Source organism: Rhizobium grahamii CCGE 502 (assembly GCF_000298315.2).
GTDB classification, from domain to species: domain Bacteria; phylum Pseudomonadota; class Alphaproteobacteria; order Rhizobiales; family Rhizobiaceae; genus Rhizobium; species Rhizobium grahamii.
The window spans coordinates 147,807-167,866 of record NZ_AEYE02000014.1; the positions used below are offsets into that span (position 1 = coordinate 147,807).

The window sequence follows — 20,060 nt, forward strand, 5'->3', positions numbered from 1 at the left end:
CGTGGGGTGAATGACTACGCCGCCCTATGCGCAGCGTCAACCGCAGATCGCTCAAACGAAGGCGAAGCTGAGCGCATAATCGCGGCTCTCGCCGGGCTTCAGCATGACGAATTCGTCCGATGCCTCCAGTTCGGAGCGCGATACCCACCGATGCGACACCGGCTCGATGCCAAGAACGTCGGCAGGCGCCTTCTGATTGCGCCAGACCTGCAGGTGCGGCAGCGTCTCGGCAAGAATACGTACCCTGAGAACCTTGCCACCAGTGGCAGCAATCGGGCCAAGCCGTACCTCGGCAAAGCCGCCCTCCGTTGCCGGCGCCTCCACGCAGAAGATGCCGCCCGGTTCCTCGCCGAAATTCCAGGGGAAGCCACCGCCATCGAGCATCTTGCCTTCGAGGCGCGTGCCGGCGTCGAACCACTTGCCACCGATATTCATATGGTACATCAGGAAGGTCGGAACGACCTTGTCGCTTGTGTTGACGACCTTGTCTCTGAGACTGACTTCGCCTGTCCCGCCGTTGATGAACCAATGGCGCTCGATGCGCGCCGGCAAGCCTTCGACGGTTACGATATCGATGTCCGCCCTGCACTCGGCATTGCCATTATCGAACTTCGTCCAGAGAACTTTGGCTGCATGGCCGGGGCCCGATCCATGCAAGGGATACACCTTCCCGTCGGCGCGGCCGGGTATGGGCTCACGATGACGGATATGATCCGGTCCGCAGGTAAAGAGGAAGCCCCGCACGGAATGCCAAATGCGCGCATCGCCGTCATCCGGAACCGCCTCCTTAGGAGAAAGGTCGACGCCGTTGACGACACATCCGCCTATATCCATCAGCGACGTCTCGTCGAGCATCAGTTTCGGCCCTTTGGCGGCGGCAAACTCGATCATCGTCCAACTTCCTCCCGGTTCTGACCACCTGCGCACGGTTATGTCGCGCCGTCGAATTCGTCAATCGTGACCGCGCGCCGGGCGCATCGGAACCGACCGACGCCCCCAGATGTTTATGACCAAAGGAGAAATCACGGAATTTTTATCTTTTGTTCAGGACGATTTCATAAATTCCACACTAGCGTCAAAATTCGCAGGTGTGTGTCGGCCAAGTCACTGAAGGGTCTGAAGACGTGAATCGCTTTGTAATATCGGGATTGTCTGCCGCAGCAGCCCTGCTGGCCATCGCTGTCGCGACGCCTTCTGCCGAGGCACAACAGTTTTATAATGGTCGCCAACGCGACGTCGTCTTCGTGGCGCCAAACGGCGATATCCTTGACTACGTCCCGTCGGGCGCAGCCTACGCACGCGACCGGCGCGGCAACCGTGTCCTTATCGATCCCTACGGCAATGTGATCGCAACCGAGATGCGTGCGCGCGGCTATTACCCGCGCCCGCCGGTGCGCGACGCCTACAATAGCGATGGCTACTACGGAGACGATCCGTACGGCGATGCGCGTTACTCTGAGCGCGGTGCGGTCACCGGCTCGATCCCGCGCGACGCTGCGATCGACCGACAGCCGCTTGACGATCAGCCTTACCCGCCGGGCGGCGATAACTATGCGTCGATCGAGCAGGATCAGCAGACGCCTGAGATGTTGGAGCCGAAGCCACCGCAGGAGCCGGTGATCACGCTCAAGAACAAGTCGAAGTCCGAAATTGTCGCGCTGCAGGTTTTCCTTGATCGCGCTGGCGTGTCTCCCGGCGCCATCGATGGGCGCATGGGCGCCAACGTCACCAAGGCAATCTATGCCTACCAACAGATGGCGGGCGAGACGCTTGACCCCAACAACACGGATGCCATTCTCGAGCAGTTGCGCATGACCGGCGGCCTACCGCTCGTCAGCTACACGATTACGCCGGCGGATGCCGCCGGCCCCTACGTGGCGGAAATCCCGGAGGACTACGCGCACAAGGCCGCCCTGTCATCTCTGGGCTACACCTCGACGACCGAGATGCTTGCCGAGCGCTTCCACATGGACGAAGGCTTCCTGAAGGAGATCAACCCGGGCGTGGATTTCACGGTTCCAGGCACCATCATCAAGGTCGTTAATCCGGGCGACGCAAAGGCCGGGGCAGTTGCGCGCATCGTGGCAGACAAGGGTCGCAAGCAGGTCTTCGCCTATGGCAACAATGGCAACTTGATTGCCGCTTACCCGGCTTCGATCGGATCGACGGACACGCCCTCGCCGTCCGGCACAGTCACGGTCGAACGCGTCGCCTTGAACCCGGGCTACACCTACAATCCGAAGATCAACTTTCAGCAGGGCGCCAACGACAAGATCCTGAATATCCCACCGGGTCCCAACGGGCCTGTCGGTACGGTCTGGATGGCGCTCTCGAAGCCGACCTACGGCATCCACGGAACGCCGGAGCCGTCGAAGATCGGCCGCACGCAGAGCCACGGCTGCATCCGTCTGACGAACTGGGATGCCACCGAGCTCGCGAAGATGGTCAAGTCCGGCGTGACGGTCGAATTCGTCGATTGATCCCTCGGCCAGCGCCAATAAAAAATGCGCCCCTTCGGGCGCATTTTTTTGTCGATCAAGTTTTGTTCAAGCAGCCGAGCGGATCAGAGGACCGGTGCTGCGCGTTGGCTCGGCACCTTTGCCATGATCTCTTCAGCGAAACAGCGCGCGTTCTCACGCGCCTTGTCGAGGTTGCTGACACGGGCTGCATCGAGGGAATGCAGCGTACCGCCGCAGTCGAAAAGATCGCGGAAGGCTGAGCGTTCGATGATCGCGGTATCGAGCACCGGCACCTGGCGCTCGCTCAGCAGCGACTTGACAATCGAGAGCGCCCGCGTCGTTACCATCGAGTTGACGCGCGTCAGGACAACCGAGTGCCCGATGCGGATACCCGCCTTCTCATCGAGATATTGCAGCAGCTCGAGCACCTGAGCACCGCCGCGCGCGTCCATGGCGCAGCCCTGGATCGGGATGAGCACGTGGTCTGAAAGCCCGATGGCCGTCGCCAACAGCGGATTGCGCGCGCCTGGGAGATCGATGATGAAGTAATCCGTATTGTGCTTGTTTTCCGAAATGTGCAGCGGCAGGGACGCCGATGTGACGAAGTCGATCACCGAGATGTTGGCCACGTGGCCGGACACCTCATGCCATCGCGTGATCCAGTGCTGCGGATCGGCATCCAGGATGGTCACCCGATAGCCCTTCTGGGCGAGCTCGGTGGCAAGGAGAAGAACGGCTGTCGTCTTGCCGGCGCCGCCCTTGGTGTTTGCGAAAGTGATGACTGGCATGATCGGTCCTCGAAGGGAAAGTGAGCCGCTCTATGGCTCTGTCGCGCACTCTCGGAAGCATCGTGCGGTTAATGCATCCTTTCTAATCATGGTTAACAACTTCTAAACGCGACACCTGAAATTGCGGCCGACATTTCTTGCACTCAGGCGAAATCGCGACACGCGCGCATAAAAAAGCCCGGAAAGCCTGGGCTTTCCGGGCTAGTTCAGGTCCGCCTTCTTCTCTAAGTTCAGAAGCAATCCTTAAAGAGTGCCTTGGTATTTTCGAGCGTCATCTTCACCGGATTGCCGCCAGCGCTCGGATCTTCGATCGCCATGGCCGAAAGCTCATCGATTCGATCGGGCTTGATTCCCATCGCAGACAGGCTGTCGGGAACGCCAAGCTCGGAGCGAAGCTGCAGCACGTAATCGTAAAAACCGTCGAAGCCGCCGGAAATGCCGAGATAGGCAGCAGCGCGCGCGATCTTGTCCTCGATCGCTGAACGATTGAAACGCAGCACGGCCGGCATCACCACCGCATTCGTCATGCCGTGGTGGGTGTTGTAGACGGCACCGATCGGGTGCGACAGCGCATGAATGGCGCCGAGACCCTTCTGGAACGCGACAGCACCCATCGCCGCCGCCGACATCATGTTGGCCCGCGCTTCAAGATCCGTGCCTTCCTTGTAGGCGCGCGGCAGGTATTCCTTGACGAGGCGCATGCCCTCCAGCGCAATGCCTGCCGACATCGGGTGGTAGAAGGGCGAGGAATAGGCTTCCAGGCAGTGCGCGAAGGCATCCATGCCGGTGCCGGCGGTGATGATCTTCGGCATACCGACCGTCAGTTCCGGGTCGGCGATGACAACGCCCGGCAGAAACTTCGGATGGAAGATGATCTTCTTCACATGCGTTTCGGAATTGGTGATGACGCTGGCGCGGCCGACTTCCGAGCCGGTGCCCGCCGTCGTCGGCACGGCAACGATCGGAGCGATCCCTTCGACGCTGGCACGCGTCCACCAGTCGCCGATATCCTCGAAGTCCCAGACGGGTCGCGTCTGGCCGGCCATGAAGGCCACGCATTTGCCGAGGTCGAGCCCCGAACCGCCGCCAAAGGCCACAACGCCGTCATGGCCACCATCCTTGAACGCCTTGACGCCGGCGTCGAGGTTCTTCTCGTTCGGGTTCGGATCGACGTCGGCGAAGATCGCACGGCCGAGACCGGCCTCTTCCAGAATGTCGAGCGCCGTCTTGGTGATCGCCATCGACGCCAGGCCGCGATCGGTGATCAGCAGCGGCTTCTTCATGCCAAGGCTCTTGCAGGCGTCCGCCAGTTCCTTGATGCGGCCCCGGCCGAGCTTGAAGGCGGTCGGATAGCTCCAGTTGGCTGTGATGTTCATGCTGTGACTTTCTTCAGATGGTAGGATTTCGGGCGCGTGAGGTTCTGGAAGCCGATGATCGACAATGAGCCGCCACGGCCGGTTTCCTTGACGCCGGTCCAGCAAAGCGCCGGATCGAGATAGTCCGCGCGGTTCATGAACACGGTACCGGTTTCGATCTCACGACCAAGCCGCCCTGCCCGCTCCGCGTCCTGCGTCCACAGCGATGCCGTGAGGCCGTACTGGCTGTCGTTCATCAGGGCGACTGCCTCGTCGTCGCTCTTCACCTTCATGATGCCGACGGCAGGACCGAAGGTTTCTTCGCGCATGAAGGCCATCGAGTGATCGACGTTGACGAGGATCTGCGGCGCAAGATAGGCGCCACCATCGTCTTGCGGGAAAAGCTTCGGATCCACCAACGCCTTGGCACCCTTGGAGACCGCATCGGCGATCTGCTCGCGCACGACCTTGGCGAAACGCTTGTTTGCCATCGGCCCGAGCGATGTTTCCGGATCGAGCGGATTGCCGAGCTTGTAGTTCGACACCCAAGCGACCGACTTCTCGACGAAGCTGTCGTACAGCGATTCATGCACATAGATGCGCTCGATACCGCAGCAGCACTGACCGGAATTATAGGTCGCGCCGTCCATCAGCGTATCGACGGCCGCATCGAGGTCAGCGTCTTCCATGACGTAGCCTGGATCCTTGCCGCCGAGCTCGAGGCCAAGACCGGTAAACGTGCCGGCCGCCGCACGCTCCATTGACCGTCCGCCTTCTACCGAACCGGTGAAGTTCACGAAGTTGAAGCTGCCGGCGGCAATCAGTGCAGAGGTCGTCTCGTGGTCGAGGAACACATTCTGGAAGACGTCCTCGGGAACGCCGGCCTCGACGAACGCCTGCACCAGCCGCTCACCGACGAGAAGCGTCTGCGACGCATGCTTCAGAACAACGGTGTTGCCCGCCATGAGCGCCGGCGCGATCGTATTGATCGCCGTCATGTAGGGATAGTTCCAAGGCGCCACGACGAAGACGACGCCATGCGCCTCGCGCTCGATGCGGCGCTCGAACTTGTCGCTTTCTTCGACGACCAGCGGCGCCAGCGCATCGGCGGCAATCGAGGCGACGTAGTTGGAGCGCTCGTTGAAGCCCTTGTACTCGCCGCCGTAGCGGATCGGTCGGCCCATCTGCCAGGCAAGCTCCGGCACGACGACGTCGGACATTTCATTGAGCCGCGCAACGCCCTTCAACACCAGCTGAACGCGCTGTTCCAGCGGCCGCTTTGCCCAGGACTTCTGCGCCTTGCGAGCGCGCGCCACAACGTCCTTCGCCGCGTCGAGCGACAGCGCCGGACGCTCGGCGTAAACCGATCCGTCGATCGGTGAAATGCATTGGATCATTCCCATGATCTTCATCCTATGTTTTGGCATGCCGAAACCGGCGGACGCCCCAAACAATCTCCCGAGATATGGAAATCGTGTGACAGGACGCCGTCCGGCCTTGGCTACGCTTTATGCTCTTTCGAAACCGCGCGCCACTTCCCAGTCGGTAACGCGACGATCGTATTCTTCCTGCTCCCACTCGGCAGCACGGGTATAGTGATCGATAACGTCATCGCCGAAGGCGCTACGCAGCATCTTCGATTCCGTCATGGCAGCGGTTGCCGCACGCAGAGTGCGCGGGATCTCGCGGACGCTGCGAGCGCCGTAGGCGTCGCCAACGAACGGCGCCTCCAGCTCCATCTTCTTCTCAATGCCGTCGATTCCGGCAGCGAGGAGTGCCGCAAAGGCGAGATAGGGATTGAGGTCGGAGCCGCCGACACGGCACTCGATACGGATCGCGCGGGTATCGTCGCCGCAGAGGCGATAGCCGGCGGTGCGGTTGTCCTTGCTCCAGATCGCCTTCGTCGGCGCGAACGTGCCAGCCATGAAGCGCTTGTACGAGTTGATGTAAGGCGCAAGGAAATAAGTGATCTCGCTGGCGTGTGCGAGAAGACCGGCCACATAGTTGTTCATCAACGGTGACATGCCGTACTTGCCGCCTTCCTCGTAGAAAAGCGGCGTCTTGCCGTCGGCGCTCCAGAGCGACTGATGGATGTGCGACGAGCTACCAGCGGCATTGTAGTGCCACTTCGCGAGGAACGTGATCGCCTTGCCCTTCGACCAGGCGATCTCCTTGCAGCCGTTCTTGATGATGGAGTGGCGGTCGGCCATGGTAAGCGCGTCGGCATAGCGGACGTTGATTTCCTCCTGGCCCGCGGACGCCTCGCCCTTCGAGTTCTCGACCGGAATACCGGCACCCTGAAGACCGGTGCGGATTGCCCGCATGACCTCCTCTTCCTTGGTTGTCTGGAAGATGTGGTAGTCCTCGTTGTAGGCGCTGGCGAGCTTGAGGTTGCGATAGCCGGATGCGTGTGCAGATTCATAGGTCTGGTCGAACAGGAAGAATTCCAGTTCCGAGGCCATGAACGCCTTCATGCCCATGTCTTCCAGTCGCTTGACCTGCTTTTTCAGGATCGCGCGCGGCGAATGCGGTACTTCTTCATGCGTGTGGTGGTCAAGGAGGTCGCAGAGCACGAGCGCGGTGCCTTCGAGCCATGGGATACGGCGCAGCGTCGAAAGATCGGGCTTCATCGTGTAGTCGCCATAGCCTTTTTCCCAGCTTGTCGCCTTGTAACCGGAGACGGTTTCCATCTCCATGTCGGTGGCAACGAGATAGTTGCAGCTATGCGTTTCCTTCCAAGCGCTTTCCAGGAAGTATTCGGCCTGAAAGCGCTTGCCCATCAGGCGGCCCTGCATGTCCACCTGGCACGCCAGAACCGTATCGATGCGCCCGTCGGCTACATCCTGCTTGAGATCGTCGAGGGTATAGATGCTCATGGTGAATCCGCCTGAACTTGAACTGGAATCGGTGCAACGAAAGAGCATGCCGTGAAACGAGTGAGCCGCCCCTGATGCGTTTTCGTTGATCCGGAGAACGGGGCCGCCATCGCGGCCCCGGAGTCGGAGAGGGAAGTCGAAAACCTCAGGCTTCGCCGACGGCCTTTTCGGCCGCTGCGATCTCCGCCTGACGGCGCGCAACTTCGTCGCCGATCGGCGGTCCCTTGAAGCGACGGTTTTCGAAGCCGAACCATACGATCGCAGTCAGCACGAGGAAGCCGACGGTGATGTAGAGAGCCCAATCGTTGGGAGGCTGGATGCCGAGGACGAAGATCAGCACCATTGCCAGGATCGACAGGATCGCGAACAGCTTGAACATGCCCTCGCCGAGGTTCCACGGCCCCATCTTGTCCCACTTCGATGTACCCCACGCGAAGAGACCGAGGGTGATCGGGATCGCGAAGGAGAAGAACAGGAAGATGACCGTGCACGATACGACGATCGTGTAAACCGGCGTCTCACCGATCGAAACGAGCGACGAGCCCCAGACGAAAAGGACCGCGAGGATCGATCCGGTCCAGATGGCCGCGACCGGAGTGCGATACTTCGGGCTGACCTTCGACAGCGCCTTCGATGCCGGCAGACCGCCATCACGCGAGAAGGCGAAGATCATACGCGAGACCGAGGTCACCGTTGCCAAGCCGCACAGCCACTGGCTGACGAAGATGGCGAGGTAGAGCAGATCTTTGACAACAGGGTTCACCTGGCTGTCCATGGCCCAGAAGAACACGTTCCAGCCCTGCTTTGCTGCATCGTCCATATTCGGCAGCATCAGCACGAAGGCGCACAGCATGATGTAACCGAAGAGCGCCGACCACAGGACCGAGGAAACCATGCCGCGTGGCACGGAATGCGCGGCCTTGACCGTTTCTTCCGAGGTATGCGCCGAAGCGTCATAGCCGGTGATCGTGTAGATCGGTAGCAGCAGACCGAGCAGGAACACCCAGGCGCCCGAGGTCGACGGCCACACGTTACCGCCCGCCTCGCCGGAATAGTTGGCGAAGGTGAAGAGGCGAGCAATGTCGTAGGAAGGGGCAGCCAACAGGCAGACAGCGGCCAGTACGATCGCCGTCGCAAAGATCAGATAACCGGAGAAGTCCGTCAGCTTCGCCGTCAACCCAATCCCCATGTGGTTGACGAGCGCCTGCGCCCCGGTAATGATAACCAGGAAGACGATACGGACCGTTGTCGTGTCCGTGAGGCCGAAGTAGCTTGTCCCGAACGCGCCCATGAAGAAGTAATAGGTGCCGACGTTGATCGCGCCGAGAACCGTGACGAGACCGAGCAGGTTGAACCATGCGGTCACCCAGCCGGTGAAGCGGTTGCCGAGGATCGAGCCCCAGTGGTAGAGGCCGCCCGCGGTCGGATAGGCCGAGCTGATCTGCGCCATCGCGACGGCGAACACCAGCGAGACGAAGCAACCGACCGGCCAACCGATGCCGATCGCCGCACCGCCGGCACCCGCCGTGGCTTGCGCCAGTGAGTTGATGCCGCCGGAGAGGATGCAAATAATGGAAAACGAAACGGCAAAGTTCGAGAACGAGCTCATCCGCCGTTCCAGCTCCTGGGCGTAGCCCATGGAGTGCAGGATATGCATATCCTGCTTCTTGTCGTGATCCGTGTAATCGGACATGACTTCCCCCTGTTTAGCGATCACCCGCGGGATTGCGAATGATCATCCAGTGCCAAAGTGCCCGTGACGTTTTCGCCTACGGGCGGATCGCAGTTAGACTGCTCCCTGGGGTCTTTTTCTTCGTTGTCAGGCGTCCAGGCTTTTCTGGAGAAGCCCTGTCAGATAGTCGGCCACGACCCCTTGACCGTCTTCGTCTGAGATGAGGTCGTTGCGGACCTCGATCATTACATTGCGGAGCCCGTTGGACAGCCCATGCAGGATCAGCGTGTGGGTCACACCATCCGCAGGGCCATAGGGCTCGTTGCGTTCGATTTTGTAGAGAGGCGAGCCGGACGATGCGGCGTTCAAAACGCTGTCTGCAAAGCGGCTGTCTTCGTCGTGCAGTATACCAATTTCCACAGCGCGCGTCTTGCCGTGGTACACCGGAGTGAAGCTGTGGACCGTTGCAATCACCGTCTCCTGCCCCCTCGCCTTGCGATCGCGAATCAGTGCGCGAATGGCGTCGTGGAAAGGAATATACAACGCTTCTGTCCGCGCGAGGCGTTCTTCCGCGCTGAGATGGGCATTGCCCGGTATCTCGTAGACTTCGCTCTTTTCCGGCATGGCTCCGGTTGACTCCGGTGGCCTGTTGCAATCGTAGATCAGCCGAGAAAATCGCTGGTAGATGAGCGGGGCGTCGAGAGCCTCCGAAATCCCGCGGGCCACGGCCAAAGCGCCCGGATCCCAGGCAATATGACTTTCCAGCGCTTCATCGGAGAGACCGAGTGTTCCGTACCGCTCAGGCAGCAATCGGGATGCATGCTCGCAGATCAGCAGCAACGAGCTCTTGCCGTTCGGTCGCTCGACCGAAACGCATTCGCCTTCCGCTTCGCTTAGGACCTTGAACTGAGCAGCCACCACAGGCGCATCCCGATCATTAATAAAATATGTATAAGAAAAGAATTCTTCACGTTTCGACGACTGTCAAGCGCACTCTGAAAATTTCTTTTCATGACAGTAGTTGACATGGATTGTGACAGCGTTGTTAACTTTCAGTGGGAAAGTGGCACAAGACCAATCCCGGGGAGCATGATCGCGTGACCGCTGCGTCGAAGACAGTTTCGGACGTAATCCATTCGCATTTTGGCACGCTGACGCGGGCTGAAAAGCAATTGGCCGAGAGCCTTCTGGACAACTACCCTGTCTCCGGGCTGGGAAGCATAACGACGATTGCTGAGAACGCCGGTGTGTCAACGCCAACGGTCGTGCGCATGGTCCAGAAGCTTGGGTTCAAGGGCTATCCCGACTTTCAGGCGCATCTCCATCAGGAAGTCGAAGCAACGATTTCAAACCCTATCGCCAAGCATGACCGCTGGGCCTCCAATGCCCCGGGCACGCATATTCTGAACCGCTTTGCCGACGCGATCATGGGCAATCTGCGCCAGACGCTAAGCGCGCTCGATACAGCGACGTTTGACAGCGTCGCCTCCCTCCTCTCCGACCGCAAACGCAGCCTCTACTTCGTCGGCGGGCGTATCACAGGCGCGTTGGCCGAATACTTCTTCACGCATATGCAGGTCATTCGCCCGAACACCGCTCTGCTCTCATCGAATTCGAGCAGTTGGCCGCAATATGTCCTCAACATGAATCCCGGCGATCTGTTGGTCATCTTCGATATCCGCCGCTACGAGCAGGAGATGGTTAGCCTCGCGACCGCGGCCCGCAAGCGCGGAGCCGAGATTGTCGTGTTTACGGATCAATGGGGATCGCCTGCCGCCAAGCTCGCGCGCCACACGTTTCGCATACAGATCGAGGCCCCGTCGGCCTGGGATTCATCAGTCGTCACTCTCTTTATTGTCGAAGCGCTGATCGAAGCCGTTCAGAGTTCGACATGGGACGAAACGAAAGAACGCATGAAAACGCTGGAGGGTCTGTTCGAACAAACCAGGCTCTTCCGCAAACTCAGTTAGGAGGGAAAATACGACAGAGAGATGACAGGCCGCGCTTGAGTGAACAACGTGTCGTAAATGAAACACCGCCGCCAACTGCCTGCTATACAAAGAAAAAATAAGGTCATCAAACTGTCACGAAAGCTTCACGTAACGTCAGTAACAGCATCGTCAGACACTGAACCACGAAGGAGAACAACAGTGATCTCTAATATTTCTAGAATTCTTTCACTTTCTACTGCAATTGTTGTTGCTTCGACTGCAATCGCAGCCGCTGAACCGAGCGCTGAACTCATCGCTGCCGCCAAGAAGGAAGGTACGCTGACCACCATCGCGCTTCCACACGACTGGTGCGGCTACGGCGACGTCATTGCCGGCTTCAAGGCCAAGTACGGTCTCGAAGTCAACGAGCTGAACCCGGACGCCGGTTCGGGCGATGAAATCGAAGCCATCAAGGCCAACAAGGGCAACACCGGCCCGCAGGCTCCAGACGTGATCGACGTCGGCCTCTCCTTTGGTCCGTCAGCAAAGGCCGACGGCCTGATCCAGCCCTACAAGGTCTCCACCTGGGATTCGATCCCGGATAGCGCCAAGGATGCTGACGGCTTCTGGTACGGTGACTACTACGGCGTCCTCTCGTTTGTCGTGAACACCGACATCGTCAAGGAAGTCCCGAAGGACTGGGCCGACCTGAAGAAGTCGGACTACGCCAACAGCATCGCCCTCGCTGGTGATCCACGCGCGTCGAACCAGGCTGTCCAGGCAGTTTACGCCGCGGGTATCGCAGCCGGTGAAAAGGATGCGACCAAGGCTGGTGAAGCCGGTCTCGCCTACTTCGCCGAGCTCAACAAGGCCGGCAACCTCGTTCCGGTCATCGGCAAGTCGGCTTCGCTCGCTCAGGGTTCGACGCCGATCGTCGTCGCCTGGGATTACAACGGCCTGTCCTGGCGCGACACGCTGAAGGGCAACCCGCCGGTTGAAGTCGTCGTTCCGGCATCGGGCGTTAACGCTGGCGTCTACGTCCAGGCGATCTCCGCCTTCGCTCCGCATCCGAACGCTGCAAAGCTCTGGATGGAATACCTCTATTCGGACGAAGGTCAGCTCGGCTGGCTGAAGGGTTATTGCCACCCGATCCGCTTCAACGACCTGGCAGCCAACAAGAAGATCCCGCAGGAACTTCTCGACAAGCTGCCGCCGGCTGCTGCCTATGAAAAGGCAGTATTCCCGACCCTCGACGAGCAGGCTGCAGGCAAGGCCGCTATCACCACCAAGTGGGATAGCGTCGTCGGCGCCAACGTCAAGTAATCACTGACGCAAGGCCTCTCCGCCCCTTGGCGGAGAGGTTTTATTCTCTATTGCCCCGATAAGGCTGTCGTCTATGACCACTGTTTCAACATCTGCGGCCCCGGCCACGCCCATGATAAACCGCGACAGGATCGTAGACTGGCTCGGCATCGCGCCGTTCATGATCTTTGCGGCGATGTTCCTCATCATACCGACGCTTTATCTGGTCGCCGGCGCATTCCTGACACCCGAAGGCGACCTAACCCTCAAGAATATCGTCGATCTCTTCACGCCATCGATCCTCAGCGCCTATTGGATCAGCATCAAGGTATCCGTGGCATCGGCCCTGGGCGGCGCGCTGATCGGCTTCTTCCTGGCCTGGGCTGTTGTACTCGGCGGTCTTCCTACGTGGGTCCGTTCCGGCCTTCTGACGTTTTCCGGGGTCGCATCCAACTTCGCCGGCGTGCCGCTCGCCTTTGCGTTCCTGGCCACCCTCGGACGCACTGGTCTCGTGACCGTGCTTCTGCGCGATTGGTTCGGCTTCAATCTTTATTCCACGGGTTTCAATCTGCTGAGCTTCTTCGGGCTCACCCTCACCTACATGTACTTCCAGATTCCGCTGATGGTGCTGATCCTGACGCCGGCGCTCGATGGCATGAAGAAGGAATGGAAGGAAGCCGCACAGATCCTCGGTGCAACCAATGGCCAGTATTGGCGCATGGTCGCCTTCCCAATCCTCTGGCCGAGCCTGATGGGCACGACGCTGCTGCTCTTTGCAAACGCTTTCGGTGCCATTGCGACCGCCTACGCGCTGACCGGCAGTTCACTGAACATCGTGCCGATCCTGCTTTATGCGCAAATCCGCGGCGACGTGCTTCACAATGCCAACCTCGGCTATGCGCTGGCGCTGGGCATGATCGTCATCACCGGCCTCTCTAATCTCCTCTACATCCTGCTGCGCATGCGCGCCGAACGGTGGCAAAAATGAAGACTTCACGCCTTGGAGCCTGGATCGCCATTGCGTTCGGCTCGATTTACTTTCTGCTGCCGCTCATTGCCACGATCGAATTCTCGCTGCGTATGCGCCGCGGCGCATACAGTTTCGACGCCTACGCCTCGGTTTTTTCCGATGCGCAGTTCCGCGAAACCTTCGGCTATTCGATGCTGATGGCGCTGCTGACGATCATCTTCGGCATGCTGCTTGTGGTACCGACCGCCTACTGGGTACGCTTGCGCCTGCCGCAGATCCGCCCGGTCGTCGAGTTCATCACGCTGCTGCCCCTCGTCATCCCGGCCATCGTGATCGTCTTCGGCTATCTCAGAATGTACAATTCGTCCTCGATCCTGCCGCTGACAGGATCGACGTCAGGCACCAACGTCCTGCTCGTGCTTTCCTACATGACGCTGTCACTGCCTTACATGTACCGTGCCGTCGACACGGCGATGCGCGCAATCGACGTCCGCACCTTGACGGAGGCGGCCGAGAGCCTCGGCGCCAGCTGGACGACGATCATGTTCAAGTGCATCTTCCCGAACGTCATGAGCGGCGTGCTCTCGGGCGCCTTCATCACGCTCGCGATCGTTATGGGCGAATTCACCATGGCGGCTCTCCTCAATCGCCCGGCCTTCGGCCCCTACCTGCAGCTGGTCGGCGCTAACCGCGCTTACGAGCCGTCGGCGCTGGCGGTCATCGCCTTCTCGATCACCTGGCTCAGCATGGGCCTGCTCAATCTCGCCTCCCGCTTTCACCGAGCCGCTCCGGCCAAGTCGTAAGGTATCTGGTTTTCATGGCTTTCCTCGAACTCGCAAACCTCAAGAAATCCTTCGGCGCAACGCAGGTCGTGCATGACTTCAACATGCAGATCGAGAAGGGTGAATTCATTTCCTTCCTCGGCCCCTCAGGCTGCGGTAAGACGACCGTCCTGCGCATGATCGCAGGCTTCGAAACGCCCTCCGCCGGCCGCATCGCCATCGGCGGCAAGGAACAGAACAATCTGAAGCCCAACAAGCGCAATATCGGCATGGTCTTCCAGGCCTATGCGCTGTTCCCCAACATGACCGTTCACGACAACGTCGCCTTCGGCTTGAAGGTCGCCGGTGAGCAGGCAACCGAAATCGATCAGCGGGTCAAGGAAATGCTCGGGCTGATCAAGCTCGACCACCTTGCCGACCGCTACCCCTATCAGCTCTCAGGTGGCCAACAGCAGCGCGTGGCGCTGGCACGTGCGCTGGCGGTGCGCCCACAGGTGCTGTTGCTCGACGAGCCGCTGTCTGCCCTCGACGCCAAGATCCGCGTATCCCTGCGCGAGGAAATCCGCGCGATCCAGCAGAAGCTCGGCATCACCACCGTCTTCGTGACGCACGACCAGGAAGAGGCTCTGTCGATCTCCGACCGCATCGTCGTCATGAACGCCGGCCGCGCCGACCAGATCGGCACACCCTTCGAGATCTACAACACGCCGGCCACGCGTTTCGTCGCCTCCTTCGTCGGCACCCTCAACATGATCGAGGCGAAGGTTGTCGATCCCGCCGTCAACCGTATCCAGATCGGCGATCAGGGGGTCACGCTGAAGCAGTCCGTCGCGGCTTTCAAAGCGGGCGATACGGTGTCTCTGGCGCTGCGTCCGGAAGCTGGATCGTTGGCCGAGAGCGCACCATGCGACACGAAGCTGACCGGTCAGGTCGTCTCCGCGCACTTCCTCGGTTCGGTCATCCGCACCCGCATGAACGTCGGCGGCAACGTCATTTCCTTTGACATGTTCAACAGCCCCGGCGTAACCCCGCCACAAGCCGGAGAAACCGTAACGCTCCGCTTCATGGCAGCGGACCTGCTCGTCATCCGTGACTGAGCGCACCCTAACCTTTGCGGTTTTGCCACACTCGTTTCCGCATTTCCGGCGCTACAGCTGAGGCGCCGGAAATTGCTTGAAATGGCGACGTCGATGCGCAACGACGGCTGAACGTTTTCGTTAAGCAAAGTCAGCATCATGTCTCCTACCACGACCGCCTCCGCGCCTCGCCGCCTCACCTCGCAGGATTTTCGTACACTCGGTCTTTCTGCTCTCGGGGGTGCGCTTGAGTTCTACGACTTCATCATCTTCGTCTTCTTCGCGGCGGTGATTGGCAAGCTGTTCTTTCCAGCCGACATGCCGGAATGGCTGATAACGATCCAGACGTTCGGGATCTTCGCCGCCGGCTATCTGGTGCGTCCGCTCGGCGGCATCATCCTCGCCCATTTCGGTGACCTCTTTGGCCGCAAGCGCGTTTTTGCCTTCTCGATCCTGCTGATGGCGCTCTCTACGCTCGGCATGGCGGCGATGCCGACCTATGCGACCATCGGCATTGCCGCTCCGATCCTGCTTGTGCTCATGCGCATCCTGCAGGGTGCGGCGATCGGCGGTGAAGTGCCCGGCGCATGGACCTTCGTGGCCGAACACGTTCCTTTCCGCCGGGTCGGTTTCGCCTGTGGCTTTCTCTGCTCCGGCCTGACGCTTGGCATCCTGCTCGGATCCTTCGTCGCAACGATCATCAACTCAGTCTTCACGCCAGATGATGTCGCCGCCTATGCGTGGCGCATCCCTTTCTTCCTGGGCGGCATCTTCGGCCTCGTTGCCGTCTATCTGCGCCGCTGGTTGCAGGAGACACCGATCTTTGCGGAGATGAAGCAAGCCCGCTCACTCGTTCCGGAGTTGCCGCTGAAAGCCGTTCTGCGCGACTACCCGCGCGGCGTTGTCATTTCCATGCTGCTGACATGGATCCTGTCGGCCGGCATCGTCGTGACGACGCTAATGACAGCGACCTTCCTGCAGAAGCTCTATGGCTACACCGCTCAGCAGTCGCTTGCGGCCACCAGCTTCGGCACACTCTTCCTGATCTTCGGTACCGCCGCTGCCGGCGCAATCGTCGATCGGGTTGGCTCGGGCCGTTTCTTTGTTGTCTCCAGCATCTTCTTCGGTGCGGCAACCTTCGCCTTCTATACCTACGCGGGCGTTTCGCTGACCGTCCTCTTCACGCTCTACGCTATCATGGGGCTTTCAGTCGGCATGGTTGGAGCAGTACCCTACGTCATGGTCCGCGCCTTCCCGGCCCGCGTTCGTTTCAGCGGCCTCTCCTTCTCCTACAACGTCTCCTATGCGATTTTCGGCGGCCTGACGCCTCTTGCAGTCGCATCGCTGCTGCCAATCAATCCGATGGCTCATGCCTACTACCTGCTCTTCATCGCCGCCCTCGCCTTTGCGCTAGGGCTCTATCTGATCGCCAAGGGAGACAGTGTCGAGGCAGACGTCGGCATCGAGGAACTCACCGAGCGCCTAGCCGCCTAGCTGTCGGAGGCGTGTGGCCACCGTCCGGCTTTGCTTCAAAGGAATGCTTCAATGATTACTTGCTATCTGCGTTACATGATCGACCCATACAAGGTCGCCGAATTCGAGGAATATGCGCGCCTCTGGATTCCGATCGTCAATCGAATGGGAGGCACGCATCACGGCTATTTCCTGCCGTCCGAGGGCGCGAACAACATTGCCATTGCGCTGTTTTCGTTCCCGAGCCTCGCGGCCTACGAAGATTATCGCACGCGCATGGCAAGCGATCCCGAATGCCAGGCCGCGTTCGATCTCGACAAACGAAATCGCAGCATCATCAGCTACGACCGCAGTTTCATGCGCCCTGTCCTTGGCTGATCGATAAAAATGGAAAGGCCCGCTCTATGGCGGGGCTTTCAGTTTGAACGTCGGGCTCTAGCGGATTGCCTTGTCATTTGCATCGAACCGATGCATGTGGGCCGTGTCCGGCGTCGCATAGACGATCTCATCGGGCTCGTATTTGTGCTCGCCGAACAGGCGCGCCGTGATCAGGCCGCACTGCTCGGATTCGAGATAGATGATCGTGTCCGCGCCGAGATGTTCAACGTGGACGACCTTCGCCCGCCAAGTGCCCTGCTCGCGCGAAAGGGTCAGATGCTCTGGGCGCACGCCGACGGTCTTTGCGCCCGCATCGCCAACCTTGTCACCCGGAATGAAGTTCATCATCGGCGAACCGATGAATCCCGCAACGAAGGTGTTTGCGGGACGGTTGTAGAGTTCCATTGGTGAACCGACCTGCTCGATCGCGCCGGCATTCAGAACCACGATCTTATCGGCGAGCGTCATCGCCTCGACCTGGTCGTGGGTGACGTAGATCATCGTCGCCTTGAGGCTGCGGTGCAGGCGGGCGATTTCGAGGCGTGTCTGGACACGCAAGGCTGCGTCGAGGTTCGACAACGGTTCGTCGAAAAGGAAGAGCGCCGGCTCGCGCACGATCGCCCGGCCAATGGCGACGCGCTGGCGCTGGCCACCAGAAAGCTCCGCCGGGCGCCGCGCGAGATACGGTTCAAGCGACAGCATCGAGGAGGCCTTCTTGACGAGCGTCTCTATCTCGTCCTTCGGCGTGCCGGCCTGCTTGAGGCCAAGGCCCATGTTGTCCTTGACCGTCAGGTGCGGATAGAGCGCGTAGGACTGGAACACCATCGCGATGCCGCGCTTGGCGGGAGGCGTCAGCGTCTCGTCCTTGCCATTGATGAGAACAGCACCCGAGGTGACGTCTTCCAATCCGGCAATGCTGCGCAAGAGGGTAGATTTGCCGCAACCCGAAGGTCCGACAAAAATGACGAACTCGCCGTCCTTGACCTCCAGGTCGATGCCCTTGAGCACCTCATGCGTGCCGTAGGTCTTGCGGATGGATTTGAGTTGAAGCGATCCCACTAGTCGTATTCCTTACAGTTTGACCGGCTCTTGGAGCTTGACGGCCTGGCCGGTACGCACGCTTTCGTCGGCGGCGAGGCAGATGCGCAGCGAAGCGACGGCGTCTGCCATGTGGCGGTTGAGGTCGATGTCCTCGCGAATGGCCTTCAGCATGAAGGCCTGCTCGCGGTCGCAGAGTTCCTGATGGCCGGGCTCGCCCGCCATCGTCATGTCCTGGTCAGCCCGGATGAACTTGCCGTCGGGGGCCGTCTCCGCGGTGTGCAGGCGGATAACCGAGGTCTTGGTGTGAGCGTCGATATCGTCGGACTTGGCGTTCGGGTCCATGACGATCGAGACCGATCCCTTCGGCGACATGATGTCCTTCACGAAGAACGCCGTTTCCGAGATCATCGGCCCCCAGCCGGCCTCATACCAGCCGACGGAACCATCCTCGAACAGCACCTGAAGTTGGCCGTAGTTATACATGTCCGGTGCGACTTCGTCGGACAGCCGCAGTCCCATGCCACGCACCTCCACCGGCTTGGCATCGGTGATCTGGCACATGACATCGACATAGTGCACGCCGCAATCGACGATCGGCGACGTCGTCTGCATCAGCGATTTGTGCGTCTCCCACGTCGGACCACTGGACTGCTGGTTGAGGTTCATGCGGAAGACATAAGGGCCGCCGAGCTTTCGGGCCTCCTCGATCAATCGCATCCAGGACGGGTGATGACGAAGGATGTAGCCGATCACCAGCTTCCGACCGGCCCTCTTCGCCGCCGCGACGACGCGCTCCGCATCGGCGACTGTTGTCGCGAGCGGCTTTTCGACGAAGACGTCGCAACCTGCCTCGAAGGCAGCGACCGCGTAGTCGGCGTGCGTATCCGAATAGGTGCAGACTGCACAGAGATCCGGCTTCAGCTCGGCAAGCGCCGCATGGAAGTCCGAGTAGATCTCGCAGCTCTGCAATTCTTCCGGCAGCTTTGGTTTCGACCGGTTGACCAGCCCGACAATCTCGAAACCGGGATTGTTGTGGTAGGCGAGCGCGTGGCTGCGTCCCATATTGCCGAGGCCGGCGACGAGAACGCGGATTGGCTTGGTCGTCGCACTCACTTGACCGCTCCCGAAGTAATGCCGCGGATCAGCTGCCGCGAGAAGATGACGTAGAGAACGAGGATCGGCAGGATCGCCAGCGAAAGTGCCGCAAGCACTGCGTTCCAATTGGTGACGAACTGACCGATGAAGATCTGCGATCCGAGGGTGACGGTCTTCGTCGCTTCAGACGGCGCCAGGATCAGCGGGAACCAGAGATCGTTCCAGATCGGGATCATCGTGAAGACGGCGACGGTGGCCATAGCCGGGCGCACCAGCGGCAGCACCAGCCGGAAGAAGATCGAATATTCCGAGAGCCCGTCGATACGGCCTGCATTCTTCAGGTCATCGGAGACAGTGCGCATGAATTCCGAGAGGATGAAGATCGCCAGCGGAATACCCTGCGCGGTATAGACGAGGATCAGCGCCGTCAGCGTGTTGACGAGGCCGGCTGCCACCATCCCTTGCAGGATGGCGACCGTGCCGAGGCGGATCGGGATCATGATGCCGATCGCCATATAGAGGCCAGTCAGCGTGTTGCCCTTGAACTTGTATTCGGAGAGAGCAAAGGCTGCCATCGCGCCGAACAACAGCACGAAGAAGATCGAAACGACCGTGACGATGAAGCTGTTCTGGAAATAGGTGGCAAAGTCGCCCTGCCCCAGCACGGTCTGGTACCCGACAAGGCTGAATGTGGAGGGCGTCGGCACCTGCATCGGCGAACGGAAGATCGCGTTGCGGTCCTTGAACGAGTTGATGATCGTGAGGAACACCGGGAAGATGGCAACCAGCGTATAGCCGATAAGTGCCAGGTGAACGAGACCGGTGCGGATTGGGGATGTGCGTGCTCTGTTGGACATGGCAC

Annotated in this window: 18 protein-coding genes; 8 read left to right on the forward strand and 10 right to left on the reverse strand. The window is 60.1% G+C overall.

From position 1 onward, the window contains the following. Positions 1-51: 51 nt before the first annotated feature. Positions 52-891, reverse strand: a complete 840-nt coding sequence (locus RGCCGE502_RS12600; protein WP_016554550.1) for a DUF4432 family protein — start codon at positions 889-891, stop codon at positions 52-54. 233 nt (positions 892-1,124) lie between these two features. Between RGCCGE502_RS12600 and RGCCGE502_RS12605 the strand changes: the two genes are divergently transcribed. Further along, positions 1,125-2,480: a L,D-transpeptidase family protein gene (locus RGCCGE502_RS12605; protein ID WP_016554551.1), complete on the forward strand. Its 1,356-nt coding sequence runs from the start codon at positions 1,125-1,127 to the stop codon at positions 2,478-2,480. A gap of 83 nt (positions 2,481-2,563) precedes the next feature. Here the strand turns inward: RGCCGE502_RS12605 and RGCCGE502_RS12610 are convergent, their stop codons facing one another. The 6 genes from RGCCGE502_RS12610 to RGCCGE502_RS12635 all read right to left on the reverse strand — a co-directional run bounded on the left by RGCCGE502_RS12610 (position 2,564) and on the right by RGCCGE502_RS12635 (position 10,071). Continuing rightward, positions 2,564-3,247 carry an AAA family ATPase gene (locus RGCCGE502_RS12610; protein WP_016554552.1) on the reverse strand — a complete coding sequence of 228 codons (684 nt, stop codon included), beginning with the start codon at positions 3,245-3,247 and terminating at the stop codon, positions 2,564-2,566. A gap of 230 nt (positions 3,248-3,477) precedes the next feature. Then, positions 3,478-4,623: an iron-containing alcohol dehydrogenase gene (locus tag RGCCGE502_RS12615; protein ID WP_016554553.1), complete on the reverse strand. Its 1,146-nt coding sequence runs from the start codon at positions 4,621-4,623 to the stop codon at positions 3,478-3,480. Next, entirely contained in the window at positions 4,620-6,005 is a 1,386-nt protein-coding gene (locus tag RGCCGE502_RS12620; RefSeq protein WP_016554554.1) for an aldehyde dehydrogenase family protein, read from the reverse strand. Before RGCCGE502_RS12620 ends, RGCCGE502_RS12615 begins: the two co-directional genes overlap by 4 nt. A 105-nt stretch (positions 6,006-6,110) precedes the next feature. Next, entirely contained in the window at positions 6,111-7,478 is a 1,368-nt protein-coding gene (locus tag RGCCGE502_RS12625) for a glutamine synthetase family protein (RefSeq protein WP_016554555.1), read from the reverse strand. Between the two features lie 145 nt (positions 7,479-7,623). Beyond that, on the reverse strand, positions 7,624-9,171 hold the full coding sequence (locus tag RGCCGE502_RS12630) for an amino acid permease (RefSeq protein WP_016554556.1): 1,548 nt from the start codon (positions 9,169-9,171) through the stop codon (positions 7,624-7,626). A 126-nt stretch (positions 9,172-9,297) separates the two neighbouring features. Continuing rightward, positions 9,298-10,071 carry an N-formylglutamate amidohydrolase gene (locus RGCCGE502_RS12635; RefSeq protein ID WP_019279918.1) on the reverse strand — a complete coding sequence of 258 codons (774 nt, stop codon included), beginning with the start codon at positions 10,069-10,071 and terminating at the stop codon, positions 9,298-9,300. A gap of 176 nt (positions 10,072-10,247) precedes the next feature. Between RGCCGE502_RS12635 and RGCCGE502_RS12640 the strand changes: the two genes are divergently transcribed. From RGCCGE502_RS12640 to RGCCGE502_RS12670, 7 genes are all read left to right on the forward strand, one after another. Further along, positions 10,248-11,120, forward strand: coding sequence for a MurR/RpiR family transcriptional regulator (locus tag RGCCGE502_RS12640; protein ID WP_016554558.1), 873 nt, complete (start codon positions 10,248-10,250; stop codon positions 11,118-11,120). A gap of 180 nt (positions 11,121-11,300) precedes the next feature. Next, entirely contained in the window at positions 11,301-12,404 is a 1,104-nt protein-coding gene (locus tag RGCCGE502_RS12645) for an ABC transporter substrate-binding protein (protein WP_016554559.1), read from the forward strand. A gap of 73 nt (positions 12,405-12,477) precedes the next feature. Then, positions 12,478-13,371 (forward strand): ABC transporter permease, encoded by an 894-nt coding sequence (locus tag RGCCGE502_RS12650; protein WP_016554560.1) that lies wholly within the window; start codon positions 12,478-12,480, stop codon positions 13,369-13,371. Continuing rightward, positions 13,368-14,156, forward strand: a complete 789-nt coding sequence (locus RGCCGE502_RS12655; protein WP_016554561.1) for an ABC transporter permease — start codon at positions 13,368-13,370, stop codon at positions 14,154-14,156. Before RGCCGE502_RS12650 ends, RGCCGE502_RS12655 begins: the two co-directional genes overlap by 4 nt. Positions 14,157-14,170: 14 nt before the next feature. After that, positions 14,171-15,232: an ABC transporter ATP-binding protein gene (locus RGCCGE502_RS12660; protein WP_016554562.1), complete on the forward strand. Its 1,062-nt coding sequence runs from the start codon at positions 14,171-14,173 to the stop codon at positions 15,230-15,232. A 138-nt stretch (positions 15,233-15,370) separates the two neighbouring features. Then, the gene (locus tag RGCCGE502_RS12665; protein ID WP_016554563.1) at positions 15,371-16,705 is read left to right on the forward strand and encodes an MFS transporter; all 1,335 of its coding nucleotides are present in this window, start codon (positions 15,371-15,373) and stop codon (positions 16,703-16,705) included. A 51-nt stretch (positions 16,706-16,756) separates the two neighbouring features. Beyond that, positions 16,757-17,062, forward strand: a complete 306-nt coding sequence (locus tag RGCCGE502_RS12670) for an NIPSNAP family protein (protein ID WP_016554564.1) — start codon at positions 16,757-16,759, stop codon at positions 17,060-17,062. Positions 17,063-17,119: 57 nt separating this feature from the next. On the opposite strand, the gene RGCCGE502_RS12675 is transcribed toward RGCCGE502_RS12670, so the two are convergent. Genes RGCCGE502_RS12675 through RGCCGE502_RS12685 form a run of 3 tightly spaced genes read right to left on the reverse strand, consistent with a single transcriptional unit; the run spans position 17,120 to position 20,055 of the window. Continuing rightward, positions 17,120-18,121: an ABC transporter ATP-binding protein gene (locus RGCCGE502_RS12675; protein WP_016554565.1), complete on the reverse strand. Its 1,002-nt coding sequence runs from the start codon at positions 18,119-18,121 to the stop codon at positions 17,120-17,122. A 12-nt stretch (positions 18,122-18,133) separates the two neighbouring features. Next, entirely contained in the window at positions 18,134-19,216 is a 1,083-nt protein-coding gene (locus RGCCGE502_RS12680; protein WP_016554566.1) for a Gfo/Idh/MocA family protein, read from the reverse strand. Beyond that, a complete protein-coding gene (locus tag RGCCGE502_RS12685) occupies positions 19,213-20,055 on the reverse strand; it encodes a carbohydrate ABC transporter permease (RefSeq protein WP_016554567.1) in 843 nt (280 codons plus the stop codon). Before RGCCGE502_RS12685 ends, RGCCGE502_RS12680 begins: the two co-directional genes overlap by 4 nt. Positions 20,056-20,060 lie beyond the last annotated feature (5 nt).